Annotated in this window: 23 protein-coding genes; 15 read left to right on the top strand and 8 right to left on the bottom strand. The window is 73.8% G+C overall.

The window, feature by feature from the left end; all coding sequences use genetic code 11:
- Positions 1–189 precede the first annotated feature (189 nt).
- The 5 genes from GA0070620_RS32590 (at position 190) to GA0070620_RS02835 (ending at position 7,102) form a co-directional block, all read left to right on the top strand.
- A complete protein-coding gene (locus GA0070620_RS32590) occupies positions 190–372 on the top strand; it encodes a mersacidin/lichenicidin family type 2 lantibiotic (protein WP_157741520.1) in 183 nt (60 codons plus the stop codon).
- 92 nt (positions 373–464) lie between these two features.
- Complete coding sequence (locus tag GA0070620_RS02850) at positions 465–3,629, top strand: type 2 lanthipeptide synthetase LanM family protein (protein WP_091588289.1); 3,165 nt, start codon at positions 465–467, stop codon at positions 3,627–3,629.
- The gene (locus GA0070620_RS02845) at positions 3,617–5,848 is read left to right on the top strand and encodes a peptidase domain-containing ABC transporter (protein ID WP_091588287.1); all 2,232 of its coding nucleotides are present in this window, start codon (positions 3,617–3,619) and stop codon (positions 5,846–5,848) included. Before GA0070620_RS02850 ends, GA0070620_RS02845 begins: the two co-directional genes overlap by 13 nt.
- Positions 5,830–6,453, top strand: coding sequence for a flavoprotein (locus GA0070620_RS02840; RefSeq protein ID WP_157741519.1), 624 nt, complete (start codon positions 5,830–5,832; stop codon positions 6,451–6,453). The genes GA0070620_RS02845 and GA0070620_RS02840 overlap by 19 nt, the downstream gene beginning before the upstream one ends.
- Positions 6,446–7,102 carry a DUF3105 domain-containing protein gene (locus GA0070620_RS02835; protein WP_091588284.1) on the top strand — a complete coding sequence of 219 codons (657 nt, stop codon included), beginning with the start codon at positions 6,446–6,448 and terminating at the stop codon, positions 7,100–7,102. Before GA0070620_RS02840 ends, GA0070620_RS02835 begins: the two co-directional genes overlap by 8 nt.
- Positions 7,103–7,144: 42 nt before the next feature.
- On the opposite strand, the gene GA0070620_RS02830 is transcribed toward GA0070620_RS02835, so the two are convergent.
- From GA0070620_RS02830 to GA0070620_RS02805, 6 genes are all read right to left on the bottom strand, one after another.
- The gene (locus GA0070620_RS02830) at positions 7,145–7,861 is read right to left on the bottom strand and encodes an alpha/beta fold hydrolase (protein ID WP_091588282.1); all 717 of its coding nucleotides are present in this window, start codon (positions 7,859–7,861) and stop codon (positions 7,145–7,147) included.
- A gap of 208 nt (positions 7,862–8,069) precedes the next feature.
- Complete coding sequence (locus GA0070620_RS02825) at positions 8,070–9,239, bottom strand: hypothetical protein (protein WP_091588280.1); 1,170 nt, start codon at positions 9,237–9,239, stop codon at positions 8,070–8,072.
- Positions 9,236–9,751, bottom strand: a complete 516-nt coding sequence (locus GA0070620_RS02820) for a SigE family RNA polymerase sigma factor (RefSeq protein WP_091597868.1) — start codon at positions 9,749–9,751, stop codon at positions 9,236–9,238. The genes GA0070620_RS02825 and GA0070620_RS02820 overlap by 4 nt, the downstream gene beginning before the upstream one ends.
- A 111-nt stretch (positions 9,752–9,862) precedes the next feature.
- Positions 9,863–10,567 carry a hypothetical protein gene (locus GA0070620_RS02815; protein ID WP_157741518.1) on the bottom strand — a complete coding sequence of 235 codons (705 nt, stop codon included), beginning with the start codon at positions 10,565–10,567 and terminating at the stop codon, positions 9,863–9,865.
- Between the two features lie 76 nt (positions 10,568–10,643).
- A complete protein-coding gene (locus GA0070620_RS02810) occupies positions 10,644–11,531 on the bottom strand; it encodes a hypothetical protein (RefSeq protein ID WP_091588275.1) in 888 nt (295 codons plus the stop codon).
- A 177-nt stretch (positions 11,532–11,708) separates the two neighbouring features.
- Positions 11,709–12,143: a VOC family protein gene (locus GA0070620_RS02805; RefSeq protein ID WP_091588272.1), complete on the bottom strand. Its 435-nt coding sequence runs from the start codon at positions 12,141–12,143 to the stop codon at positions 11,709–11,711.
- Positions 12,144–12,244: 101 nt separating this feature from the next.
- On the opposite strand from GA0070620_RS02805, the gene GA0070620_RS02800 reads away from it, so the two are divergent.
- The 4 genes from GA0070620_RS02800 to GA0070620_RS02785 are packed head-to-tail and all read left to right on the top strand — an operon-like array spanning position 12,245 to position 15,165.
- Positions 12,245–12,805, top strand: a complete 561-nt coding sequence (locus tag GA0070620_RS02800; RefSeq protein WP_091588269.1) for a GNAT family N-acetyltransferase — start codon at positions 12,245–12,247, stop codon at positions 12,803–12,805.
- 18 nt (positions 12,806–12,823) lie between these two features.
- Positions 12,824–13,180, top strand: coding sequence for a PadR family transcriptional regulator (locus GA0070620_RS02795; protein WP_091588267.1), 357 nt, complete (start codon positions 12,824–12,826; stop codon positions 13,178–13,180).
- A 2-nt stretch (positions 13,181–13,182) separates the two neighbouring features.
- Positions 13,183–13,662: a hypothetical protein gene (locus GA0070620_RS02790; protein ID WP_091588264.1), complete on the top strand. Its 480-nt coding sequence runs from the start codon at positions 13,183–13,185 to the stop codon at positions 13,660–13,662.
- A 36-nt stretch (positions 13,663–13,698) separates the two neighbouring features.
- Positions 13,699–15,165, top strand: coding sequence for an RNA-guided endonuclease InsQ/TnpB family protein (locus GA0070620_RS02785; protein ID WP_331713221.1), 1,467 nt, complete (start codon positions 13,699–13,701; stop codon positions 15,163–15,165).
- 11 nt (positions 15,166–15,176) lie between these two features.
- Here GA0070620_RS02785 and GA0070620_RS02780 read toward each other — a convergent pair whose 3' ends face one another.
- A complete protein-coding gene (locus tag GA0070620_RS02780; protein WP_091588259.1) occupies positions 15,177–15,443 on the bottom strand; it encodes a helix-turn-helix domain-containing protein in 267 nt (88 codons plus the stop codon).
- A gap of 73 nt (positions 15,444–15,516) precedes the next feature.
- Here GA0070620_RS02780 and map point away from each other — a divergent pair, with 73 nt between their 5' ends.
- Positions 15,517–16,335 carry a type I methionyl aminopeptidase gene (gene map, locus GA0070620_RS02775; RefSeq protein ID WP_091588256.1) on the top strand — a complete coding sequence of 273 codons (819 nt, stop codon included), beginning with the start codon at positions 15,517–15,519 and terminating at the stop codon, positions 16,333–16,335.
- A gap of 20 nt (positions 16,336–16,355) precedes the next feature.
- Here the strand turns inward: map and GA0070620_RS02770 are convergent, their stop codons facing one another.
- Positions 16,356–18,971, bottom strand: a complete 2,616-nt coding sequence (locus GA0070620_RS02770; protein WP_091588253.1) for a helix-turn-helix transcriptional regulator — start codon at positions 18,969–18,971, stop codon at positions 16,356–16,358.
- Between the two features lie 78 nt (positions 18,972–19,049).
- Between GA0070620_RS02770 and GA0070620_RS02765 the strand changes: the two genes are divergently transcribed.
- The 5 genes from GA0070620_RS02765 (at position 19,050) to GA0070620_RS02745 (ending at position 24,206) form a co-directional block, all read left to right on the top strand.
- Positions 19,050–19,397 carry a nuclear transport factor 2 family protein gene (locus GA0070620_RS02765; RefSeq protein WP_091588250.1) on the top strand — a complete coding sequence of 116 codons (348 nt, stop codon included), beginning with the start codon at positions 19,050–19,052 and terminating at the stop codon, positions 19,395–19,397.
- The gene (locus GA0070620_RS02760; RefSeq protein ID WP_091588247.1) at positions 19,394–20,767 is read left to right on the top strand and encodes an MFS transporter; all 1,374 of its coding nucleotides are present in this window, start codon (positions 19,394–19,396) and stop codon (positions 20,765–20,767) included. Before GA0070620_RS02765 ends, GA0070620_RS02760 begins: the two co-directional genes overlap by 4 nt.
- Before the next feature lie 105 nt (positions 20,768–20,872).
- A complete protein-coding gene (locus GA0070620_RS02755; protein ID WP_231922184.1) occupies positions 20,873–22,018 on the top strand; it encodes an acyltransferase family protein in 1,146 nt (381 codons plus the stop codon).
- Entirely contained in the window at positions 22,015–23,160 is a 1,146-nt protein-coding gene (gene alr / locus GA0070620_RS02750; protein ID WP_091588245.1) for an alanine racemase, read from the top strand. Before GA0070620_RS02755 ends, alr begins: the two co-directional genes overlap by 4 nt.
- The gene (locus GA0070620_RS02745; protein ID WP_091588242.1) at positions 23,157–24,206 is read left to right on the top strand and encodes a D-alanine--D-alanine ligase family protein; all 1,050 of its coding nucleotides are present in this window, start codon (positions 23,157–23,159) and stop codon (positions 24,204–24,206) included. The genes alr and GA0070620_RS02745 overlap by 4 nt, the downstream gene beginning before the upstream one ends.
- The last annotated feature ends 1 nt before the right edge of the window (position 24,207 follow it).

Here is a 24,207-nt window from a genome sequence, read left to right as displayed (position 1 = left end):
TGGAGCCGTCGCCTTCCGGACACGCCTGCAGACGGAACGCGTTGGCCGGTCGGGATGGTTGTCGCCGGCGCGACAGGACCGGCCCGGACTGGGGTAGCGGCTACTCATGTGCCGACGTCCCCGGGCACGGAGGCTGGTCCTGCAAGCGACCGCCGGGCAGGCCGGGGGTCGTCGCGAAGGGAGATCCGAATGTCCATCACCGACATCGTCAGCGCCTGGAAGGACGAGTACCGGCGCACCGCCGTCCCGGAGGCCACCGACGCCCACCCGGCCGGCCTGGTGGAGCTGGACCGCGACCAGCTGGAGACGGTCGCCGGCGGTGCCGCCGCCACCACCGGTCACACCACGGCCTGCTGCCACTGCGTCTGCTGAGTCCGTACGGCTGACCCGATCGCGGGTCCCACGGGGTCCGGGCCTCGGCCCGGACCCCGCCCACCGTCCGATCCCCGCCGCTGGAGCTCCGCATGTCCACTGTTCCGCATCCCGCCGACGAACCGACCACCCGGATCGACCAGCGGCTCCTGGCCGCGCTGACCATCACGGAGCGGCTGGCCGCTGCCCCGCCGTCGAACCCGCAGCCCGGTGAGCGGTCCCGGTGGCGGCTGTCCCGCTGGCGCACCGGCGGCGCCTTCGCCGGCGACGAGGACTGGCAACGCCGGCTGGCGGCGGAGGGCCTGGACGAGTCCACCCTGCTCGCGCTCCTGGACGAGTCGCCGCAGCGGCTCGCCGCCCGGCTGGGCCGGGCCCCGGAGTGGGTGGGCGACCTCATGTCCTGCTACCGCCCGGCACCGCCGGCCGAGATCGATCCGCAGCTGCTGCCCGGCCGCCCGCTCGACGCGTCCGTCGCCCTGGTGGCGCCGCTGGTCGCCCGGGCCCGGGCCCGGGTGGCGCGACGGGCCCGGCAGCTCGCCGACGACGCACCCGACCTGCTGCCACCCGACGCCGACCGGCTGGGCGTGACCGGGCTGCTCGACGAGTTGGTGGTGGTGCTCAGCCGCGCCGTCGTCCTGGAGCTCAACATCGACCGGCTGCGGGGCGCGTCGCCCGGCGACACACCGCAGGAGCGGTACGCGGCCTTCTTCCGCCGCCACCACGCGCCCGAGGCGGCGCTGGCCCTGCTGGCCGACTACCCGGTCCTGGCCCGTCAGGCGTACGACCTGACGCGTGGCTGGGCCGACCGCACCATCGAGTTCCTGGAGCGCCTCGTCGCCGACGCGGCGGCGCTGGGCGCGACGTTCCACGGCAGCACCCGACCAGGACGCCTGGTCGACGTCGAGGAGACCGGCGACCCGCACCGCGACGGTCGACGGGTGCTGGTGGCGACCTTCGACAGTGGTCTGCGGCTGGTCTACAAGCCTCGGCCGGTAGCCGTCGAGGCCCGGTTCCAGACCCTGCTGGCCTGGCTCAACGCGCGGGGCACCGACCTGCGCACGTTCACCGTCCTGCCCCGCGGGGAGCACGGCTGGGCCGAGTACGTCGAGGCGAGCGCGCCGAGCACGCCCGCCGGGCAGCGCCGGTTGGCCCGCCGGTACGGGGCGCTGCTGGCCCTGCTGCGGGCCGTCGGCGCCACCGACTGCCACCGGGAGAACGTGGTCGTCCACGGTGAGCATCCCGTCCTGGTCGACCTCGAAACCGTGTTCACCCCCGCGGTCGCCCGCGCCGCGACGGCTCTCGGCGGCGGCGACGCGATCGCCGACTCGGTGCTCGCGGTGGGGCTGCTGCCCCGCGCCGACGAGGCAGCGGGCCCGGCCGGCAACGGCTGCAACTGCTCGGCCTGGCAGGCCGAGGGCACCGACGAGATGCGGGTGTGCGCGCCCGGCCACCACCACGACGAGCAGGACGCCGGCGAACCCGCCCCGGTCCCGGTCGACGTCGCCGCGCACCTGCCGCAGGTGCTGGAGGGTTTCACCGCCACGTACCGCCTGCTCGCGGCCGTCCGCGACGACCTGCTCGCCCCGAACGGTCCGGTGACCGCGTTCGCCGCCGACGAGATCCGGGTGGTGCTCCGCCCGACCCGCACCTATCTGCGGCTGCGGGACGCCGCCCTGCACACCGACGCCCTTCAGGACGGCCTGGACACCGAACGGCTGCACGACTGGCTCTGGTCGGGGGTGGCCGAACTGCCGCTGCTGGCCGCCACCGTCGCGGCGGAACGGGCCGACCTGGCGCGCCGCGACGTGCCGATGTTCACCACCACGGTGGACTCCCGTGACCTGTGGACCAGCCGGGGACGCCGGCTGCCCGGCCTGCTGGCCCGGTCCGGCCTCGCCGAGGCGCGGCGCCGGCTCGCGGGGTTGGGCGGAGCCGATTTGGCCCGGCAGCGCTGGCTGATCGAGGCCGCCTTCGCCGCCCGGGTGGACGCGGCGGACGCCCCGCACGCCCGGGTGCGCTGGCGGTTGGCCGAGGTGCCCCCGGCTCCGGTGCCGCCGCCCGGGGCGTACCTGGACGCCGCGGGCGAGGTGGCCGCCGCGGTGGCCGCCCTGGCCTGCGACGGGCCCGAGCCGACCTGGTTCGGGCTCACCCCCGACACCGCCACGCCGGGCCGGTGGGCTCCGGCGCCGCTCGGCCCGTACCTCTACGACGGACTCGCCGGGGTGACGCTCTTCCTGGCCCACGCCGGCCGGCTCACCGGCGAGCAGCGGTTCACCGACCTCGCCGATCGCACCGCCGCCGGGCTCGCCGCCCGGATCGTCGATCGCCGGGTCGCCGGCGGCGGGATCGGCGCGTACGCCGGCTGGGGTGGCCTGGTCCACGCGCTCGGCCACCTCGGGGAACTGTGGCAGACCCGCCGGTTCACCCCGGCCGTCGACGTGGCGCTGGCGCGGATCACCGCGCTGGCCGCCGCCGGCCCGGCGGCGGACCTGGTCGACGGGTCCGCCGGAGCCGTCCTCGCGGTGTCCCGCGCCGGTTTGGACCCGGAGCGGGTCGGGCCGGCCGTGCGCGTCGCGGCCCACCGGCTGCTCGCCGCCGCCGACCGCTACACCCACCCGACCGGAGGGACGGCCGGTGTCCCCCTCGGTGGCCTCGCGCACGGGGCGGCCGGGATCGCCGCCGCGCTCGCGCACGCTCGGGTGGTGACCGGCGACCCCGCGTACGCCGACGCGGCCGCCCGGGCGCTGGCCTACGACCGCGGCCTGTTCCGCCCCGCCGAGGCGAACTGGGCCGACCTGCGCCGACCGGGACGTTGCGGGCTGACGTGGTGCCACGGCGCACCCGGGATCGGACTGTCGCGCCTGCTGGTCCGCGAGGCGCTCGGACCGGACGACGTGCTGGACGGCGAGATAGCGACCGCGGTCGGCACCACGCTCGCCGCCGGGTTCGGGCGCAACCACTCGCTGTGCCACGGCGACCTCGGCAACCTCGACCTGCTGCTGGCCGCCGCGCCACGACGGGCGGCCGCACCGGCCGCGGCGGTGCTCCGCGACGGCCGCACCGGCGGCTGGCGCTGCGCGAACCCAATCGCGCTCGCGTCCCCCGAACTGATGACCGGCCTGTCCGGGATCGGGCTCGCCCTGCTGCGGCTGGCCGCGCCCGGGCGGGTGCCGTCGGTGCTCCTGCTCGCCCCACCGGCGACGGCCGGCCACGGCACGAGCACCGCCGACGCCAGGGAGCCACAGTGGGCGGCCTGACCGGGAACGGGACGCGCCGGCTCCGGCCGGGTCGGCGGCGGGTGCCGCTGGTGCTGCAGATGGCCGACGCCGACTGCGGCGCCGCCTGCCTGGCGATGATCGCCCGCTGGCACGGCGTACGCGCCCCGCTGGCCGCCGTGCGCGAGCGGCTCGACATCGGCCGGGACGGTGTCACGGCGCGGGCGCTGCTCGCCGCAGGGCCACGGTTCGGGCTGCACGGTCGGGCCTTCCGCGCCGAACCGGACCAGGTCGGCACGCTGCCCCTGCCGGCGGTCGCACACTGGGAGAACGCGCACTTCGTCGTCGTGGAACACGTCGGGGAGCGCGGCGTCCGGCTGGTCGACCCGGCGCTCGGACGCCGGCTGCTCACCCCGGACGAGTTCGCCGCCGGGTTCAGCGGGACGGTGCTGACCTACGCCCGGGACCCGCAGTCCCCGCCCGAGCCGCCGGCCGTCCGGTCCGGACCGATCGCCCGACTGCGGCGCGCCCGACCGCTGCTGCGGCCGTTCCTGCCGCAGCTGGGGGCCGCGTTCACCGTGTCCCTGATCCTGCAGGCGCTGGGCCTGGCGCTGCCGATGGCCACCACCGTCGCCTTCGACCGGATCATGCCGGCCCGCGAGACCGCCCTCATGCCGTACCTGGCGCTGGCCATCGCCGCGCTCGTGCTCACCCAGTTCGGGGTGGCCTACCTGCGGTCCCGGCTCCTGGTCACCCTTCAGGCCCGGGTGGACTCCGCGCTGATGACCCGACTGTTCGGACACCTGCTGCGGCTGCCGTACGCCTTCTTCCAGCAACGCGCCAGCGGCGACCTGATGCAGCGGCTGTCCAGCAGCATCCTGCTGCGCGAACTGGTCACCACCCAGGTGCTGACCGCCGTGATCGACGGCGTGCTGGTGATCGCGTACTTCGGGGTGCTGTTCGCCAGCGACCTGGCCTTCGCCGGGCTGGCCGCCGCGATCGGCATCGCCCAGGTGGTGGCCGTGGCGGTCGTCAACGGCCGGCTGCTGCGCCTGGGCCAGCGGCATCTGACCGTGCAGGCCGATGCGGAGAGCGCGCTGATGGAGGCGTTGTCCGGCATCGCGACGGTCAAGTCGATGGGTGCCGAACGGCAGGTCTTCGACGGCTGGTTGCGCCGCTACACCACCGCGCTCGACGCCGACGTGGCGCAGAACCGGCTCTCCGCCACCGTCGCCAACATCACCGCCAGCGTCCAGCTCGCCGGCCCGCTGGCGCTGCTGTGGCTGGGCACCGGTCGACTCTTCGACGGCGCGAGCCTCGGCGAGACCCTCGGCCTGCAGGCGCTGGCCCTGTCCGCGCTCACCCCGCTGGCCTCGCTGGTGGCCAGCGCCCAGGTGCTCCAGTCGGTGGTGTCGCACCTGCAACGGCTGCGGGACGTCTTCGCCGCGCAACCGGAGCCGGCCGGCGACGCGGCCCAGCCCGCGCCCCGGCTCACCGGCCGGATCAGCGTCCGCGACGTGACGTTCCGCTACGACGGGAGCGCGCCACCAGTGCTGCGGGGAGTCTCGTTCGACGTCGCGCCCGGGGAGAAGGTCGCCATCGTCGGGCGGTCCGGCAGCGGCAAGAGCACCCTGGCCATGCTGCTGACCGGTCTCTACCGGCCGACCGGCGGGGAGATTCTGTTCGACGGGGTGCCGCTGTCCCGCATCGACCCGACGGCGTTGCGCCGCCAGTTCGGCGTCGTGCTCCAGGAGAGCTACCTGTTCCGCGACTCCATCCGACGCAACGTCAGCCTCGTCCACCCGGGCATCGGCATGCCGGCGATCCGGGCGGCCGCCGAGGTCGCCGCAATCGACGAGGACATCGCGGCGATGCCGATGGGCTACGACACCCAGGTCGCCGAGCGGGGCCAGGCCCTCTCCGGCGGGCAGCGGCAGCGGCTGTCCATCGCGCGTGCGGTCGCCGGACAACCGGCCGTGCTGCTGCTCGACGAGGCGACCAGCCACCTCGACGTGGCCACCGAACGGCGCGTCGACCAGGCGATCTCGGCGCTGCGCTGCACCCGGATCGTCGTCGCCCACCGGCTGAGCACCGTGCGCAACGCCGACCAGATCCTCGTGGTCGACGGTGGGCGCGTCGTCGAGCGCGGCCGGCACGAGGAGCTGCTGCGCGCCGACGGCGTCTACGCCGACCTGGTGCGCTGCCAACTGACCGACAACTCTGCTCTACCCGGAGGCGAAACGTGGCTACCCGTACCGTGACCAGCACCGACCAGCCCCAGCGACCGTCCGCGGCCGACGCCGGCCCGTTCCCGGCCCGCCGGGTCCTGGTGGCCGCCTGCGGCTCCGCCGACGTGCTCACCCTCCCCCAATCGATCATGGTGATGCGGCACGCGCTGCGGCTCGACGTACGGGTCGTGCTCACCCCGGCCGCGGCGCGGTTCGTGCCGGCCCGCTCGTTCACCCTCCTGACCGGACACCCCGCCCTCGTCGACGAGGAGGCGACCTCGGAGGTACCACACCTGGCCCTGACGGCCTGGGCGGATCTGGTGCTGGTCCTGCCGGCCACCGCCAACACCCTCGCCAAGGCGGCTCACGGGATCGCCGACAACCTGGTGGGCACCTGTCTGCTCGCCGCCACGGCGCCCGTCGTGCTGGTGCCGTCGATGAACCGGGCGATGTGGGAGCGGCCCGCCGTGCGGCGCAACGTGGCGCAGCTGCGCGAGGACGGGTACGGCGTGGTGCCGCCGGTGCCCGTCCTCGCGCTGAGCACCGGCACCCTCGACGGGCGGGGCATGCCCCCCATCGAGGCGGTGCTGGAGTTCGCCGCCGGCCACCTGCGACGCCGGGACGGACGCCGTGGCTGAGCCCCGCCGGACGGCCGGCCCGAGGATCGCCGCCGTCGCCGTCGCGCTCGGTGCTCTGCTGCTGGCCGTGGCGGTGGTCCCGTTCGTCCGCGCGTACGCCGACTCCGCGGCCCACCGGCCGGCCACCGACATCGGCGTCGGCCTCGACCGGTCCGGCTGCGACCCCGAGCTGACCGACCCGGTCCGGGGCGCCGGCGTCCACGTCGGGCCCGGCACCGCCGAGCCGCACGCCATCCGGGTCCGGTACGACCTGGTGCCCCCGTCGTCCGGGCCGCACTTCGTGGTGCCGGCGCCGGCCGTGCGACGGTTCTACACCACCCGCGACCGGCCGGCCATCGAGATCCTGGTGCACAACCTCGAACACGGCTACACCATTCTCTGGTACGTCGAGCCGCTGGTCCGCGACCAGGTCGAGGCGTTGCGGGCGGTGGCGCAGAAGTTCGGCGACGACCGGTACGGGGGCAGGTTCGTGGTGGCACCTTGGGACCCCGCGTACGGGGAGTTCCCCGCCGGTCGGCCGCTCGCCCTGTCGCACTGGGGGGCCACCGCCGGTTACCGGCAGTTCTGCGCGGCCGTCAGCGGGGCCGCCGTCGAGCGGTTCGTGCTGGCCCATCCGCCGGGCGACTCGCCCGAACCGACCGGCATGTGACGCACCGGGCGGCGCGGTCGGGATGGCGGATGCCCCGCGACGTCAGCCGCCCACTCCCCGGACCGCCTCGATGATGGTCTCGGCCACCTCACTCGGTCGGGCGGCGGCCATCGCGTGCGAGCCGCCGGGGAGCTCGCGCTGGCCCCGCGGGTTGGCCCGCTCCGCCATGAAACGGTGCGCGGCGACCGGGATGTTCATGTCGGCGTCCCCGAACACGAACCAGCTCGGCAGCGACCGCCAGGCCGGGTCCCCGGAGAGTCCGTCGCCCAGGGCCTGCTCGGTGATCGGCCGCTGGGTGCGGGCCATGAGCGCGGCCTCGTCGGCCGACACGTCGGCGACGAACTGCCGGTGGTAGGCGTCCTGGCCGATCGCCACCTCGTTGCCGCCGGTCGAGACCGGGTACTGCACCAGCGTCTCGGCGAGCGTGCTGCCGGGGAACTTCGCGGACAGCGCCAGCGCCGACTCGCCCGTGTCGGGGGCGAAGGCGTTGACGTAGACGAGGGCCCGCACCGACGGGTCGTCGGTCGCGGCCTGCGTGATCACCATGCCGCCGTACGAGTGGCCGACGAGAACGACCGGGCCGCCGACCCCGGCCATCACGTCCCGCACGTACGCGGCGTCGCCGGCGAGGCTCCGCAGCGGGTTGGCGGCGGCCACCACGTCGTACGCGGCGCCCAGCCGCTCGATCACACCGTTCCAGCTCGCCGACTCGGCGAACGCGCCGTGCACGAGGACGATGGTGGGCTGCCGATCGGACATGACGCGCACTCCCTCACTCGGTGCCACTGTTCACCCGCCGGCCACGCCGGCACGCCTGATTACCCGTTACGTGCGGGCGAAACGTCCCGATGACGCCCGGCGGCTCCGCCACCGCGCTGTGCGCGTGCCGGCACCTCCGGGAGGTGCCGGCACCACGACCGTGCGGCGCAGCACGGGGACACCGGTGGCCGCGGCCGACCCGCGACCGTCACCGTTGGCAGCGCCACACCAGCGGCCGGTACGCCTGCTTCTCGGAGACGGCACCGACCACGGTCAGACCGTCGTCGCTGATCCCGTTGGCCAGGTACGTGCCCGCCTCGGTCGCCCGAACGTCGGGGCGACCCGGCAACCGGCGGGAGGTGCCGTCCGGAGCGACGACCAGCGGCGCGCCGTCGCCGACCAGCAGGTCGCCGGTTGCGGCGACCCCGGCCACCCCCGGGAACGGCAGCAGGCTCACCGCTCCCGTCGTCAGGTTCCACCGCACCGGCAGCATCTGCACGGCACCGCCCTGCTGAGCGCCGGGCACCATGCCGATCGCCCAGTCGCCGCGCGCCGATTGGACCGAGGCACGCGGATGGCCGTCGGGCAACTCCAGCGTCGTCCCGGTGCCCTGCGGCGTCCACCGGTAGGGCAGTTCGCCCATCGCGCCGACCACGGTGCCGTCATCGGTGATCCCGGTCGCGGCCGAGCCCGGAGGGCCGACCAGCCGGTACTCCTGCGGATGGTCCGCCGACCACAGCACCGCCCGGTGGACGTCCCCGGCTGCGCGGGCGGTGCCGGCGATGTCGCCCCGGCCGTTGACCGCGCTGACGAGGACCGCGTGGTAACCGGGCGGGGTGGCCAGGATCCGTACCTTTCCGTTCCGGTAGACCCAGCCGGTGCCGTCGCCACTGGTGCCCACGACGTCGCCTCGGGCGTTGACGGCGGCGGCGTGCCGCGCGCCGGCCGGCAGAACGGCTGCCTGGCCGTCGCTCCACAGCACGACCCGCCCGTCCTCCTGCCCGGTGCCGATGTCGCCGACCACGTACCGCCCGCTGGGGTCGACGCTGTTCGCCACCGCGACCGGGCCGGCGATCGGCCGCGGCAACCACGACGCCTCGCAGGTGACCGACGAAGGTGGCGCGGTCGACGCGGCGCCGGCCGGTGACTCCGCGAAGGCCGGTGCGACCGGGGCCGTCCGGCTGGTGGCGTCGTCGAGGTGAACCAGACCCACGGCACCGACTCCGGCCATCACCGTCACCGCGGTGAGCCCCCCGAGGCGGCGGCGCCGGCGACGACGCCGGCCGTCGCGGACCGCGCGGGCCACGTCGACCCGCGGCTCGGGAACCGGCGCCGACTGCAGCAGTTCCGCGATTCGCTGGTCGTCCAATGTCGTCATCTCGCGCTCCTCTCGGCCATCTCGGTAACGTCGAGCAGCTGACGGATCGCCACCAGCGCCCGTGAGGTCTGCGACTTCACGTTGCCCTCGGAGCAGCCCATCGCGGCTGCCGTGTCGGCCAGTGACAGGTCGCACAGGAACCGCAGGACCAGGACGGTGCGCTGGCCGCGGGGAAGATGGGCGAGCGCGGCGAGCAGGCTGTCCCGCTCCGCGAACTCGTCGTGCGGTGTGACCGGCGACAGCTCCGGCTCCGGCACCGACCCCAGCAACCGGACCTTCGCCCAGCTCAACCGCTTCTCGTCGACGAGCTTGTGGACCAGCATCCGGTGCACGTACGCGTCGACGTTGTCGGCCCGGCTGACCCGGCGCCAGTTCACGTACAGCGCTGTGATCGTCTGCTGGACCACGTCGTCCGCCAAGTGGGCGTCGCCGCACATCAGAAACGCGGTCCGATGCAGGCTCGGCAGTCGCGCGGAGACGTACTCCACGAACTCACCCTCGGCATCCACCATCCAGGCTCCCTCCTCCGCACGCTCGACGGGTCCGAGCGACGGTGAGGTTGCGTCGACGCCGAACGCGGTTCCTCGGCCGTCCCCGAAGGTCCGGAGCACGAGGGCGGCGGATCAGCTCGGTGGGCGGATCCGGCCGTCCGACGACCGCCAGTGCTCGAGCGCGCGCTCGGTGAACCGTCGACGCGCGGCCGGCACCAGCACGAACACGCCGGCGACCGCCGTACCGACCGCCAGCGGGATGACCACCTCGTAGGGCGACTCGTCGGCGCGGATGACGTCGTCGACACCTGTCGCAGGATCGTAGACGACCTGGACCCGGTCACCGGCGGTCAGCGGTGGGTCGTCGCTGGACGCCTGCAGCAGGCCCAACCGGTCGCCGTCCCGCCCGGTGACGGTCAACGTGACGGAGCTGCCGTCGACCTTCGTCACGACCCCCTCCGCCGCGATCCCGTACCGGTCGAGCCGCCATCCGCTGTAGAAACTGACGGCAGTCACCAACAGCAGCCCGAGGAAGAACACCCAGAGGACGACCCGACCGGCCTTCAACAGCGCCATGTCCCACTTCCACCGCATCCGGTCGTTCGCCCGACGGTCACGATGCCGGCCGATGAGCAGCCAGTGCCAGGCGTACACCGCCCCGATCGTCATGAGCACGCCGAACAGCCCGGCGCACGACCCGACGCCGACGGCCGCCTCGGGGACCGTGAGCACCGCGACGACCAGCGTCGTCCAGCACGCCAACGCGGCGGTCGTCATGAAGATCGTGTAGAAGTAGGGATGCCTGCCCCACCAACCGAGGTCCGACCTTCGCGCCATGACGCCATGGTGCAGGGACTGTCAATGCGGCGACCGTGGACCGTGCCGCCCGGGTCGGTACCGGTAAGAGGGGCCCTCAGCCCAGGTCGACGACCGGCACCGCGGGCGCGAAGTGGCGAACCGTTGCCTCCAGACTCGGACGGTGCAGCCGCCAGAAGGTCGCCGGCCGGCTGTCGGCCAGGACCGCCGGTGGCACGTACGGGACGACGGCCTGATTGATCCGCCGTAAGCCGCGCGAGCGCGCCGAGCCGGGCAGCGGTGCCAGGCCGGGACGCCGTTGCACGCCGACGTACGGGATCGTGCTCAGGCCGACCTGCTGCGTCCACAGCACCACGGCCTCGATGTCGGCCCACGGCACCACCGCGGTGTGCGACGACGGCCAGGGCGGCACCTGCCCCAGGGTGATCCCGGCCGCGTCGACGCGCAGCGCGACACGGCGGCTCAGAACGGTGATGAGCCGCAGCAGCAGGAGCGCGCCACCGAACACGGCAGCGCCGACACCGGCGACCGGCTCGTCGCGGAACACCAGAACCCCGACGGCGACGGCGACCACACCGGTCGGCAGCATCAACAGGTCGCGCCGGGTCAGGCCGAACCTGGCCTCGTACGCCTCACCCGGCGCGACCAGGCTGCCCTCGGCGGCCCGGTCCCGGGTGAACGGCGCGGTGGGCCGCCGGGTGACGGCCACATAGGTGTAGGCACCCAGCCAACCGGCGACCGCGAAGCTGACGACGCCGTCCCAGGGAAACGGCAGTCCGGTGAGCACCAAGCGATACAGCAGCAGGTAGGCAGCCACCGTGACCGGAACAGCGGCGGCAAGCGCCCACCAGCGATGCCGCGGACGGACCACCACCTGCCACCAGACCAGGACCATGGGGCCGCCGAAGGCCAACATCGCCGGACGCATCCACAACGCGGTATCGCTGCCCCGCACCGTGCTGATCACGAGGAGGAGCACGAACATGACGGCCGTCGCGATGGGCGGCCCCAGAATCGCCCAGTGACGACGTAGCGGCCTCGGTTCATCCGACACGGCGGGAACGGTACGGGACACCGTCCAGTCCCGAACCCCCGCGCCGACCGGTAACCGCGGGCAAGGGTGTCCGCCGGCCGACCAGCCTGAGCCAGGGGTCGCGGCCGCTCAGTCGAGGCAGAACTCGTTGCCCTCGACGTCCTGCATCACCATGCACGACTCGTTGGTGTCATCGGCGGGCAGCAGTCGCACGCGTACCGCGCCGAGCGCGACCAGTCGCGCGCACTCGGCCTCGAGCGCGGCCAGGCGCTCCGCCCCCACGAGCCCGGTACCGACCCGCACGTCGAGGTGCAGCCGATTCTTGGCGACCTTACCCTCGGGCACCCGCTGGAAGTACAGCCGCGGGCCCGCGCCGGTGTGGTCGACGCAGGCGAACGCCGAACCCTGCTGCTCCGGCGGTAGCGCGCGGTCGAACTCGGCCCAGGTGGCGAATCCCTCCGGCGGTGGGGGCACGACGTAGCCCAACACCTCACACCAGAACCGCGCGACCCGCTCGGGCTCCGCGCAGTCGAAGGTCACCTGGAACTGCTTGACCGATGCCATCGGGCCACCCTACAAAGTCCTGCGCCGTCTCCGTGCGCCCGCCCGCTGCCCCGTGGCGTAATCGGCTTGTGCGGGGTGTCGCGGATTGCTTGGGTGCCCCCATGACCGCACTCCGCACACCGCGGCTGTCCCTGCATCCCATCGACGCGGCGGAGGGTGAACGCATCGTCGGGCGGCGTCCCGCAGCCGGTGACGCCTGGGTTGAGGACTTCCCCTTCGACGGCGACGTCAACGGCGTCACCGCCTTCCTCAGGGCCACGGCAGCCCACGGGGACCAGCGCCCCTTCGGGCACTACCGGATCACGCGGACGGCCGACGGGAAGGCCATCGGCGGAATCGGTTTCAAGGGGCAGCCGGACGACGGGTGCGTCGAGGTCGGCTACGGGCTCTCGCCGTCAGCGCGGGGCCACGGCTACGCGGCGGAGGCCCTCGTCGCCCTGCTGAAGGTCGCGGCCGATCACGGCCTGTCCCGGGTCGTCGCTGACACCACCGCGGACAACGTCGCCTCCCAACGCACCCTCGAACGGGCCGGTTTCCGCCACACGGGCACCAAGGACGACCTCTGCCGCTACGAGATTTTCCTCGAGCTCGAAAGCCTGCGTCCTGAGACCTCCGGGAATCCGCACCGCGCAGGCCGGGGCTCGCTTGACATATATCCGTAACGGATATAGTTTCGGCTCATGGCGAGCAGCAGAGCGGGAGGACCCCTGACCCCGGCCGTACTCCACATCCTGCTCGCGCTCTCCACTCAGGAACGCCATGGCTACGGGATCATGAAGCAGGTCGAGTCAGACTCCCGGGGGAAAGTCAGGATGGGGCCGGGAACGCTCTACGGCTCGATCCGCCGGATGACCGAAGCGGGCTTGATCCGTGAGAGCGACAAGAAGATCGACCCGAGCCTGGACGACGAGCGTCGCGTCTACTACGGCATCACCGCCCTCGGCCAACAGACGCTCGCGACGGAACTACAGCGGTACCGCCAGGTCGTCGCGGTCGCCCACGAGCGGTCCCTGCTGCCGGGCGCAACGGGCGGCTAGCCATGGACACGCAGAAACGATATCGACGCTGGTACCGCGGGCTACTCGGCCTCTACCCGAGGCCGTACCGGGAACGCTTCGCCGTCAGCATGGAGCAGACGTTCAGCGACCTCTGCCGCGAACGGGCCGGAGCCAGAGGCCGTCGACACGGCACCTTCGTTGCCTGGATCTTCCTCGAAACACTCGCCGGCATCATCCGTGAACACGCGACAGACCTTGCGAGGATCGCCATGGCCAGGAATGTGACCGCCCTGCGGATCGTCAAATACCTCGCGCTGGTGGCCAGCGGCCTACTGGCGGCGGGAATCGCCACGATCATGGTGCTGGCCCGCGGAACCGGGGAGGACATCACCGGTGTCGTGGCGCCGGCGCTGCTGCTCACGGCGCTCTCGCTGGTGGCCGCCGTTGCCGCGGCGATCCTTCAGGCCGCGAACGCTCGCCGCGGGCGGGAAGCCGGCGACGATCTGGCTGACGGTCGCTAGTGCGGTGTCCACTAACGTTCGCCGGGTTGATCGCTGGTGGGGAAGTTGTCGTACGGGTGGTGTTGGCTGGGGTTCGTGCCTCGTCGTCGGGATTGCGCTGCGCCGCGGGTCGTGTATCGCACGGCTCGGGTCGGGTTGCGGGTGACGGCGGGTCAGCGGCGGCGGTGTTTCGGTCTGCTTCGCTCAGCCGGTGATGTGTGGGCGTGTGTGTTGGAGGTCAACGCGTGGCGGCGTCGCCGCGGTGATGCGCCGTTGGCCGGCTTCCAGGAGTTGTGTCGGGAGTTGGCCGCGTCGGGGCCGGGCACGTTCGGTGAGTTGGACAGCACGGGTGCGCGGTCGGTGTTGCGCCGGTTCTCGGATGCGTGGTTCGCCGTGGCGAAGCGCCGTCAGACCGGTGACGTGTCGGCGGGGTTTCCGCGTCGTCGGCGTGGGTTGGTGCCGGTGCGTTGGTATCACGGCACGTTCACCGTTGTCGGGCGGCGGGTGCGGATCCCGGCCGCGCGTGGCAGTGCCCCGTTGTGGGTGCGGCTGGTCCGGGATCTGCCGTACCCAGTGGAGCAGGTCCGCTCGATCACCCTGCTGTGTGAGGGTAACCGCCTGTTCCTCGATGTCACCGCCGAAGTTCCCGTAACTGTCTACCCGCCCGGTGAAGAGCCGGACGCCGGACGTGTCGCCGGGGTGGACCTCGGAATCATTCACCCCTACGCAGTGGCGGGGCCGGACGGGGCGGGGTTGTTGGTGTCGGGGCGGGCGGTCCGTGCTGAGTATCGGATGCACCTGGCTGACACCAAGGCCCGCCGTCGGGCGGTGGCCCGCCGGGCGCCGAAGCCGGGGCAGCGGGGGTCACGGCGGTGGCGCCGCTACCGCCGCCGCGCCCGCATGGTGGAGGGCCGGCATCGGCGGCGCGTCCGCCAGGCCCAGCACGAGGCGGCCCGCACCGTCATATCGTGGGCCCAACAGCAGCGGGTGGGGGTGCTGCACGTCGGCGACCCCCGTAGCGTGCTCGACATCCCGGCCGGGCGGCGGCACAACCTGCGGCTGCGGCAGTGGCAGATCGGCCGGCTCATCCAGGTCCTCACCGACAAGGCCACCCTCGCCGGCATCACCGTGCACATGGTCGACGAACGCGGCACCTCCTCCACCTGCCCCGCCTGCCACCGGCGGATACCCAAACCCCGCGGGCGCACCATCACCTGCCCACACTGCCGATTCTCCGGGCACCGCGATCTTGTCGCGGCGGCCATGATCGCCACCCGCAAACCGGGCGGCGGACCCACCACCCCCACCACGGCTGTGGCTGTGCTGCCCGGGGTGATCACGCACCGTCGAGCCGGCCGGCACCTCCCCGGCGCCGGCCAGTCCCGACGTGACCCCCGCCGCCCAACCCAGGCGGCGCGAGGATCAGTTGGCCCGCGGTGGCCCGCCCCACCACCCGGTGGGGAGTCGCTCGCCCCCAACGGCGAGGATCCACAACACCCCACCGGACGACCCGGTGAACGTTAGTGGACACCGCACTAGGACGCCTGGCGGACGGCCATGTCGGTCAGCCAGACGTCAGCCAGGTCGCTGAGGGGGACGTCCAGTGCCCGGCTGAGGCCGACCACCGTGCCGAACGCCGGCGCGGGAAGCCGGCCTGCCTCGATCTTGCGCAGCGTCTCGGGCGAGATGCCGGCCGCCAGGGCCACCTCGACGAGGCTGCGGTCGGCACGGGCGACGCGGAGGGCGGCTCCGAGACGCTGGCCCGCGGCGATCTGTTCGGCGGTGAGCGGTTGGCGAACCATGGCAGCAGGATACCCCCGGGGCAGCCCCGACCTGGCGTGGTATAAAAATACCGCCACGGAGAGGGAGGCTGTCGTGATCGAGCTCAAGTCCGCCGAGGAGATCAACCGGATGGCGGTGACCGGCCAGTTCGTCGGCGAGCTGCTCGCCGAGCTGAGCGGTGTCGCCGCCGTCGGCGTCAACCTGATGGACCTCGAACACCACGCCCGCCGCCGGATCGCCGAACGCGGCGCCGAATCCTGCTACTGGGACTACGCCCCCTCGTTCGGCCGCGGCCCGTTCCGCAACGTGCTGTGCCTGTCGGTCAACGACGCCGTCCTGCACGGCCTGCCGCACGACTACGTCCTCCGGGACGGTGACGTGGTCAGCATCGACATGGCGGTCGGCATCGACGGCTGGGTCGCCGACTCCGCGGTCTCCGTCGTCGTCGGCACCCCCGACCCGGACGACCTGAAGCTCATCGAGGCCACCGAGGTCGCACTGGAGGCCGGCATCAACGCCGCCCAGCCCGGCGGCCGGCTCGGTGACATCTCCGCCGCGATCGCTGAGGTCGCCCGCTCCTACGGCTACGGCGTCAACTCCGAGTTCGGCGGCCACGGCATCGGCCGCACCATGCACGAGGCTCCGCACGTCCCCAACAACGGCCGGCCCCGTCGCGGCATGCGGCTCGACCCCGGCCTCACGATCGCCATCGAGCCGTGGTTCTGCCGCTCCACGGACAAGATCAGGTTCGACAAGGACGGCTGGACGATCCGCTCCGCCGACGGCTCCCGCACCGCCCACTCCGAGCACACCGTCGCCGTCACGACCGCCGGCCCGCAGGTCCTGACCCGTCGCCCGTCCGAGGGCGCCACCTCGGCCGACCCCACGAAGAGGTCCGCCGCAGCCTCCTGACCCAGCGCTCCGGGCACTGGTCACAGCGCCAGGGCCGCCAGCTCGGTGCGGCTGGTGACGCCGAGCTTCGGGTACGCCTTGTACAGGTGGTACGCGACAGTCTTCGGGCTGAGGAACAGCTGCGCGGCGATGTCCCGGTTGGACAACCCGGTGCCGGCGAGCCGGGCGATCTGCAGCTCCTGCGGGGTGAGGTCGGCGCCGGCCGACGCAGCGGGTTGCGGAGCGCGCAGGCCGGTGGCCTCCAGCTCGCCGCGCGCCCGCGCCGCCCACGGCGCCGCATCCAACTGGTCGAACGTGCCCAGGGCGTGGTGCAGGCGGCCGCGGGCGTCGGCCTTGCGCCGGGCGCGGCGCAGCCACTCGCCGTACAGCAGTTCGGTGCGGGCCTGCTCGAAGGGGCGGCCGCCGGCCTTCAGCGCGAGCAGGTAGTCCTGCTCGTCGCCGGAGAGCAGGGCCCGGCACCGGTATGCCAGCGACGTCGCCCACGGCTGGTCGACCCGCTCCGCCCATGCCGAGAAGCGGGTGTACGCCTCCTCGGCCTGCTCGGGCACGCCGGCCCGGACGGCCGCCTCGACCAGGTCGGGCACGCTGCGATACGCGCACACCTGGTGGGCGTACGGGTTCTCCTGGAGGGCGGCGAGCCGGGTCACGGCGGACTCGGCGCGACCCTGGCCGAGGTCGAGCAGGCCCTGCGCCCACAGTGTCCACGCGCGACCGCCCGCTTCGGCGCTCGCCGTGGCGCCGTCCAGCGTCGAGGCCACGAGTTCCTGGCAGCGTGCCTCGTCGCCGGAGACCGCGGCGAGCACGGCCTGCACGGCGAGCAGTTGGCTGACCCAGAGCGGCTGGTTGCCGTCGCGGGCGACCCGGATCGCCTCGTCGAGGCTGACCGCGGCGTCGCGGTGCCGGCCGTGGAAGAACTCCGCCTCGGCGAGGAAGAACAGCAGCGTGGGCAGCAGACCGAGGATGCCGTCTGCCCGGCAGCGGGCGACCAGGCCGGTGGCCAGCTCGTAGGTCTCGGCGTCCTGTCCGGCGACGAAGCCGAGCCCGCAGAGCTGCACGCGGTCGCGCGGTTCGGAGCCGACCTGGGCGGCGACCGTCGCCAGGGGCAGCGGACGGCCGCGGACGGCGGCGACCTGGTAGCGGGCCACCGGATGCTCCAGCGTCGCGAGCTGGTCCAGGCAGGCGCCGAGGTATGGCTCGCCGAGATACCAGGCCGGGTGGAACGCCGCCACCAGCAGGGCGTCCCGCTGTCCGGGGTCGAGCTGCGCGCCCCGGCTCATCAGGTCGTAGGCGGTCTGGTGGCCGCCCTGCCAGAACCAGGCGTGCCCTTCGACCCAGGCGACGCGGGCGTGGAAGGCCGGCTCGTTGACCAGGCCGGCGGCCCGCTCGGCGAGGCGGACCGCGTTGTCGAGGTGCCCGGACTGAAGGCCGCTCTCCGCGGCCAGCAACAGCCGGCGCGCCTGGGCGGCCGAGTCCTCACTCAGTTCGGCGGCGCGCTCGAACGCCGCCAGCGCCGCCCCGTAGCCGCTGCGCGCGCGGGCCTGCTCGGCGGTGCGTTCCAGAGTGGCGGCGACCTGCTCGTCCGGGCCGGTGGTGGCCGCGGCGCGGTGCCAGGCCCGCCGGTCGGCGGTGTCGGGCGTGGTGAGCACGTCCGCGAGCGCGCGGTGCGCGGCGAGCCGCTCCGGGTACGTGGCGCCGGCGTGCACGGCGGCGCGGACCAGCGGGTGGCGGAACCGCAGCCGCCGGCCGGTGACCTCGACGAGCCGGGTCTCCTCCGCCGGCCGCAGGTCCGCCGGGCCCGCGCCGAGCGGGGCGGCGGCGCGCAGCAGCACGTCGAGGTCGCCGGTGTCCTCGACGGCGGCGACGAGCAGCAGCGTCCGGGCGCCGGCCGGTAGCCGGTCGACCTGGCCGTGGAACGCCGCCTGCAGCCGGTCGGTGAGCGGCAGGGGGCCACCGGCGTCGTCGGCCCGGACGACGCGGGGCAGCTCGATGAGCGCAAGCGGGTTGCCCTGCGCCTCGCCGAGCACCCGCATCCGTACCTCGGGGGCGAGCTCCGGGTCGAGCAGCAAGACGGCGTCGGCCGGCGCGAGCGCGCCGACGGTGAGTTCGGGAAGGCCGGGGGCGGGAAAGCCGCCGTCCCGGGCCGCGAAGATCATCACGATACCCTCGGCGTGCAGGCGGCGCGCGGCGAACAGCAGCGCCTCGGCGGAGACGCTGTCCAGCCAGTGCGCGTCGTCGACGAGGCAGAGCAGCGGACCGTCGTCGGCCAGGTCCGCCAGGAGCGACAGCACCGCGAGCCCCACCAGCAGCCGGTCGGCCGGGGCGCCGCCGCCGAGCCCGAACGCGGAGGCGAGCACCTGCCGCTGCGGCGCGGGCAGCCGGTCGAGGCGGTCGAGCGCCGGCCGTACGAGCTGGCTCAGCCCGGCGAACGGCAGTTCGGCCTCGAACTCGGCGGCGCTGGCGCGCAGCACGCGCAGCGGCCGGTCGGCGGGCGACGTCAGCTCGGCAGCCCAGTCCAGCAGCGCGGTCTTGCCGATGCCCGGCCCGCCCCGCAGCACCAGCGCGGCGCTCTCCCCCGCCCGGGCCCGCGCCACCAGGGCCGCGATCCGGTCCTGCTCTGCGGCGCGGCCGTGCAACATTCTCTCGACCCTACACAGGTACGCGGTACCTAAGCGCTACCGATTCCCGGGCGCCGGATCCTCCATAGCGTCCTGGCCATGGAACTCATCGAGAAGTACCTGACCGCCTGGAACACCACCGACGCCGCCGCCCGCCGCGCGCTCGTCGACGAGGTGTGGGCGACCGACGGGACGTACACCGACCCGCTGGCCTCCGTCGCCGGCCGCGACCAGATCGACGCGCTCATCGCCGGCGTGCAGCAGCAGTTCCCCGGCCTGGAGTTCAGCCTCGCCGGTCCGGTCGACGCCCACCACGACCTGGCCCGGTTCACCTGGAACCTCGGCCCGGCCGGCGCCGAGCCGATCGTCGTCGGCTTCGACGTCGCGGTCATCACCGACGGCCGGATCGCCGCCGTGCACGGCTTCCTGGACCGGGTGCCGGCATGACCGTCCTGAGCGCGCGGCCGGTGCGGGTCACCGCATCGGCCGCACGGCCCGGTGCCTTCCTGCCGGTCCTGTTGATCTCGACGTTCATGACCGCGATCGACGCGTTCATCGTCAACGTTGCCCTGCCGGCGATGCAACGTGACCTGGACGCCGGCCCGGCCGCGCTGGAGTGGGTGGTAGCCGGCTACGTCCTCGCGGTGGCCGCCGGCCTGATCACCGGCGGCCGGCTGGGCGACCGGTACGGCCGCCGCCAGGTGTTCGGTATCGGCGTGGCGCTGTTCACCGCGGCCTCCGTGCTGTGCGGGCTGGCGCCCACCGTGGGCGTTCTCATCGGCGCCCGGGTGCTGCAGGGGCTCGCGGCGGCGTTGCTCATGCCGCAGGTGCTGGCCATCGTGCGGACCAGCGTCGCGCCGGCCGAGCAGCCGAAGGCGATCGCCCGGTACGGCCTCACGATGGGTCTGGGCGCCGTCTTCGGCCAGCTGATCGGTGGCCTGCTGATCCGGGCGGACCTGTTCGGCCTGGACTGGCGGCTGTGCTTCCTCATCAACCTGCCGATCGGGGTCGCTGCGCTGGCCCTGCTACGCCGGGTGCCGGAGTCCCGCCACCCGGCGACCCGGCTCGACCTGGCCGGCGTGGTCCTGGTGAGTGCGGCGCTGGTGGCGCTGGTTTTGCCGCTGGTGGAGGGGCGCGAGCAGGGCTGGCCGGTGTGGACCTGGCTGAGCCTGGCCGCCGCCGTGCTGCTGTTCGCGCTGTTCGCGGCGACCCAGCGGCGCCGCGCGCAGCCGCTGGTGGACCTGACGCTGTTCCGGGAGCGGGCGTTCTCGGTGGGGCTGGTGGCAACCCAGGTGTTCTGGATGGGGCAGGCGTCGTTCTTCCTCGTGCTGGCGCTCTACCTTCAGGTCGAGCGGGGCCTGTCGGCGCTGGAGTCGGGCGTCGTCTTCATCGCCATCGGCGCCGGCTACCTGGCCACCTCGACGTACGCGCACCGGATCGCCGCCCGGCTCGGTCGCCAGGTGGTCAGCGTCGGCGCGCTGGTGATGGCGGTGGGCCTGTACGGCATGTGGCAGGCGGCCGGCCATGGGACCGGTTGGCTCGTGCCGGGGCTCGCCGTGGACGGCATCGGCATGGGTATCGCGCTCGCCCCGCTCACCACCACCGTCCTCTCGCGGATCAACCCGCGGCACACCGGCGCGGCCGCCGGGGTGCTGGCCACGGTGAACCAGACCGGCAACGCGGTCGGGGTGGCCCTGATCGGCATCGTCTTCTACCGGGCCGCCGATCTGACCGGTGGATTCCGGGCCGGGCTGGTCGCGCTCATCGTGCTGGAGCTGGCGCTGGCCGCCATCATCCAACTGTTGCCGAGGCGATGACGCCGTACGCACCGGCCGTCGTCCCTCGCTCACGTCCGCCTTCTATTACCGGCTCGTGACAATTCGCGCGCCGGGCACGGATATGCGGGTGACAACGTCGTCCGGGTGATCGGAGAACGAGTACTGCCGGCCGTCCGGCCCGCGGTGTGGGAGGCCGCCACGGTCCCCCTCCCCGTGGTGCCGGGCGCGGCGACCGACCGGGGGCCGGGCCGGGTGGAGTGGGCCGACGCGGCGAAGGGCTTCTGCATCGTCCTGGTCGTCGCGTGGCACGTCGTCGTCAAGGACTACCTGCAGGTCGACTGGCACCTCGGCGTACCGGCGCCGGGTCTGTGGGGCGCGTTGGGCGAGCAGCTCCTGCCGCTGCGGATGCCTCTGTTCTTCACCATTTCGGGCGTCTTCGCGGCCAACGCCGTCCAGCGTCCCTGGCGGGCCGTCGCACGGAGACGGATCGCCCGGTTCGGCTACCTGTACGCCGTCTGGCTGCTCGTCCACACCGCGGTCCTCGCCCTGGCCCCCGGCTTCCCGACCGACCGCGCCACCTCCGCGACCGGTCTTCTGGAGCAGCTCACCATCACCCCCTCGAACCTCTGGTACCTCTACGCCCTGGCGCTCTACTTCACCGTCGCCAAGGCGGTGCGCCGGGCGCCCCGGGCGCTGGTCCTCGTGCCCGCCGCGGCCCTGTCCGTCGTCACCGCCGCCGGCCTGCTCGACACACCCGGCAACCGGGGCGGGTTCTACCAGAACCTCGTCTTCTTCCTCGCCGGCCTGTACCTGCGACCCTGGATCGAGGCGTGGGCGGCCGGCGCGACCCGGCGGCGGCTCGTGCTCACCGGCGGCGCGTACGCCCTCGCGCTGGCCGCGATGGCCGCGCTCGGCGCACAGACCTGGCTCGGCGTGTGGCCGCTGGTCTCCGTGGTGGCGGTCGCCTTCGGGATCACCGCGGCGGCCCGGCTGTGCCGGTGGCGGTCCATCGCCGGCCCTCTCGTCGCGCTCGGCCGCAACACGCTGCCCGTCTATGTCATCCACATGCCCGTCCTCGCGCTGCTGCACCGCCTGCTCGTCGGGCCGCTGTCCGGGCTGGACCAGGCCGGCCAGGAGATCGTCGTCCTCGGCTACCCGATCCTGCTGACCGCGCTCGTCATCGGGCTGAGCCTGGCCGTCCACCGGGCCCTGTCGGGGCGGGCACCGTGGCTGTTCGACCTGCCCGGCCGCCATCGGCCGAGCGCTCCCCGGCCGGCGGTGACCCGATGAACACGTTGGCGGAGGCGGCGGTCGACCTGACGGCGATCGAGCAGAACGTGCGGACGATCGGCGCGGCGGCGGACACCGCGCTGATGGCGGTCGTCAAGGCCGACGGCTTCGGGCACGGCGCCGTGCCGGTGGCCCGGGCCGCGCTGCGGGCCGGCGCCGGCTGGCTCGGGGTCGCCTCGGCGGCCGAGGCGCTCGCGCTGCGCGCGGCGGGCATCACCGCACCGGTGCTGAGCTGGCTGCACCGCCCCGACGACGACTTCGCGGCACTGATCGCGGCCGGCACGGACATCGGCGTGTCGACGGTGGCGCACCTGCACGCGGTCGCCGACGCGGCCCGGGCGCTCGGCGTGCCGGCGACGGTGCAGCTCAAGGCCGACACCGGGTTGTCCCGCAACGGCGCCGCCGAGCGTGACTGGCCCGAGGTGACCGGCTGGGCCCGCAAGTTCGAGCTGGAGGGGGCGGTACGGGTACGCGCGGTCTGGTCGCACCTGGCCGACGCGGACGTGCCGGACAGTCCGGGCCTGTCGCGGCAGGTGACGCTCTTCGAGGAGGCCTTGGCGCTGGCGCGGGCGGCGGGGCTCGACCCCGACCTGGTGCACCTGGCCAACTCGGCCGCCGCGCTCGGCGCCCCCCGGACCCGCTACGACCTGTGCCGGATCGGGCTGGCGCTCTACGGCGTGGACCCGTTCGGGGGGAACGGGCCGGGTCGGTACGGGCTGCGCGCCGCGATGACCCTGCGGGCGGGCGTCGTCAACGTGAAGCGGGTACCGGCCGGCACGGGTGTCTCGTACGGGCCCGAGCACGTGACCCGGGGACCGACCACGCTGGCCCTGCTGCCGCTCGGCTACGCCGACGGCCTGCCCCGCGCGGCCGAGGGACGCGGCGCGGTGCGCCTGGCCGGCCGGCGGTGCCCGATCGTCGGGCGCATCGCCATGGACCAGTGCGTCGTCGACGCCGGTGACCTTCCCGTGGAGATCGGCGACGAGGCCGTGGTCTTCGGTCCCGAGCGGGACGACGACCGGACGCAGCCGACGGTGGCCCAGTGGGCCCGGTGGGCGAGGACCATCCCCAACGAGATCTTGACCGGTGTCGGGGCCAGAGTGGTCCGGCGGTACCGGCACGACGAAACGGAGCTGTCATGAAGACCCGACTCGCGGTGTTGTTCGGCGGGCGGAGCGGCGAGCACGAGGTGTCCTGCCAGTCGGCGGCGAGCATCCTCGCCGCGGTGGACCGGGAGCGGTACGACGTGACGGAGGTGCTCATCGGCCGCGGCGGCGGATGGCACGTCGACGGTGCGCCGCTGCCGATGGCGGAGGCGCTTCGCGTGCTGGCCGGGCAGGATGTGGTCTTTCCGGCCCTGCACGGCCCGTACGGCGAGGACGGCACCGTGGCGTCGCTGCTGGAGTGGCTCAACGTGCCGTACGTCGGCAACGGGGTCCTGGCCGGCGCCGCCGGCATGGACAAGGAGGTCACGAAGAAGCTGCTCGCCGCCGACGGTCTGCGGGTCACCCCCGGCGTCACCCTGCGCGCCGACGAGGAGCTGCACCCCGACGACCGGCGGCGGTTGGGCCTGCCGGTCTTCGTGAAGCCGGCCCGGGCCGGCTCCAGCCTCGGCGTCACCCGGGTCGACGACTGGGCCGCGCTGCCCGACGCGCTGCGGCTGGCCCGGACGTTCGACACGAAGGTGCTGGTCGAGCAGGCCGTGGGGGGACGCGAGATCGACGTGGCCGTTCTCCAGTACCCGGACGGTCGGCTCGCGGCCGGCCCACCGCTGGAGATCAGCGTGACCGGCGCCGGCTTCTTCGACTACGACGCGAAATACGACGGCGGGGCCGTGTTCCAGATCCCCGCTCCGCTGGACCCCGCCACCACCGCGCTGCTGCAGGATCGTGCGGCACGTGCCTTTCACGCGCTCGGCTGCCGCGGTCTGCTGCGGGTCGACTTCTTCCTGCCGGAGCTGCCACACCCCGGGGCCGGGTCGCGTCCGGACGCCGGCCCGACGTACGGCGAGCCCGTCCTCAACGAGGTCAACACCTTCCCGGGGTTCACCGCCGCGTCGCAGTACCCCCGCATCTGGCAGCAGGCCGGCGTCGACTTCTCCGCCCTGATCGACATCCTGATCTGCGGCGCGCTGACCGGCCGCGCCCTGCTGAGGGTGGGCCACGGCCCGGACGCCGACCAGGGGTAGG

This window comes from Micromonospora krabiensis (assembly GCF_900091425.1).
GTDB lineage: Bacteria > Actinomycetota > Actinomycetes > Mycobacteriales > Micromonosporaceae > Micromonospora > Micromonospora krabiensis.
Note: the sequence above shows the minus strand (reverse complement) of the source record. Positions and strands in the feature narration are given on the sequence as shown.

Coding starts and splice junctions, on each gene's coding strand:
- GA0070620_RS32590 (WP_157741520.1), top strand. CDS start 190: ATGTCCATCACCGACATCGTCAGCGCCTGGAAGGACGAGTACCGGCGC.
- GA0070620_RS02850 (WP_091588289.1), top strand. CDS start 465: ATGTCCACTGTTCCGCATCCCGCCGACGAACCGACCACCCGGATCGAC.
- GA0070620_RS02830 (WP_091588282.1), bottom strand. CDS start 7,861: ATGTCCGATCGGCAGCCCACCATCGTCCTCGTGCACGGCGCGTTCGCC.
- GA0070620_RS02825 (WP_091588280.1), bottom strand. CDS start 9,239: ATGACGACATTGGACGACCAGCGAATCGCGGAACTGCTGCAGTCGGCG.
- GA0070620_RS02820 (WP_091597868.1), bottom strand. CDS start 9,751: ATGGTGGATGCCGAGGGTGAGTTCGTGGAGTACGTCTCCGCGCGACTG.
- GA0070620_RS02815 (WP_157741518.1), bottom strand. CDS start 10,567: ATGGCGCGAAGGTCGGACCTCGGTTGGTGGGGCAGGCATCCCTACTTC.
- GA0070620_RS02810 (WP_091588275.1), bottom strand. CDS start 11,531: ATGTTCGTGCTCCTCCTCGTGATCAGCACGGTGCGGGGCAGCGATACC.
- GA0070620_RS02805 (WP_091588272.1), bottom strand. CDS start 12,143: ATGGCATCGGTCAAGCAGTTCCAGGTGACCTTCGACTGCGCGGAGCCC.
- GA0070620_RS02800 (WP_091588269.1), top strand. CDS start 12,245: ATGACCGCACTCCGCACACCGCGGCTGTCCCTGCATCCCATCGACGCG.
- GA0070620_RS02795 (WP_091588267.1), top strand. CDS start 12,824: ATGGCGAGCAGCAGAGCGGGAGGACCCCTGACCCCGGCCGTACTCCAC.
- GA0070620_RS02790 (WP_091588264.1), top strand. CDS start 13,183: ATGGACACGCAGAAACGATATCGACGCTGGTACCGCGGGCTACTCGGC.
- GA0070620_RS02780 (WP_091588259.1), bottom strand. CDS start 15,443: ATGGTTCGCCAACCGCTCACCGCCGAACAGATCGCCGCGGGCCAGCGT.
- GA0070620_RS02770 (WP_091588253.1), bottom strand. CDS start 18,971: ATGTTGCACGGCCGCGCCGCAGAGCAGGACCGGATCGCGGCCCTGGTG.
- GA0070620_RS02765 (WP_091588250.1), top strand. CDS start 19,050: ATGGAACTCATCGAGAAGTACCTGACCGCCTGGAACACCACCGACGCC.
- GA0070620_RS02760 (WP_091588247.1), top strand. CDS start 19,394: ATGACCGTCCTGAGCGCGCGGCCGGTGCGGGTCACCGCATCGGCCGCA.
- alr (WP_091588245.1), top strand. CDS start 22,015: ATGAACACGTTGGCGGAGGCGGCGGTCGACCTGACGGCGATCGAGCAG.
- GA0070620_RS02745 (WP_091588242.1), top strand. CDS start 23,157: ATGAAGACCCGACTCGCGGTGTTGTTCGGCGGGCGGAGCGGCGAGCAC.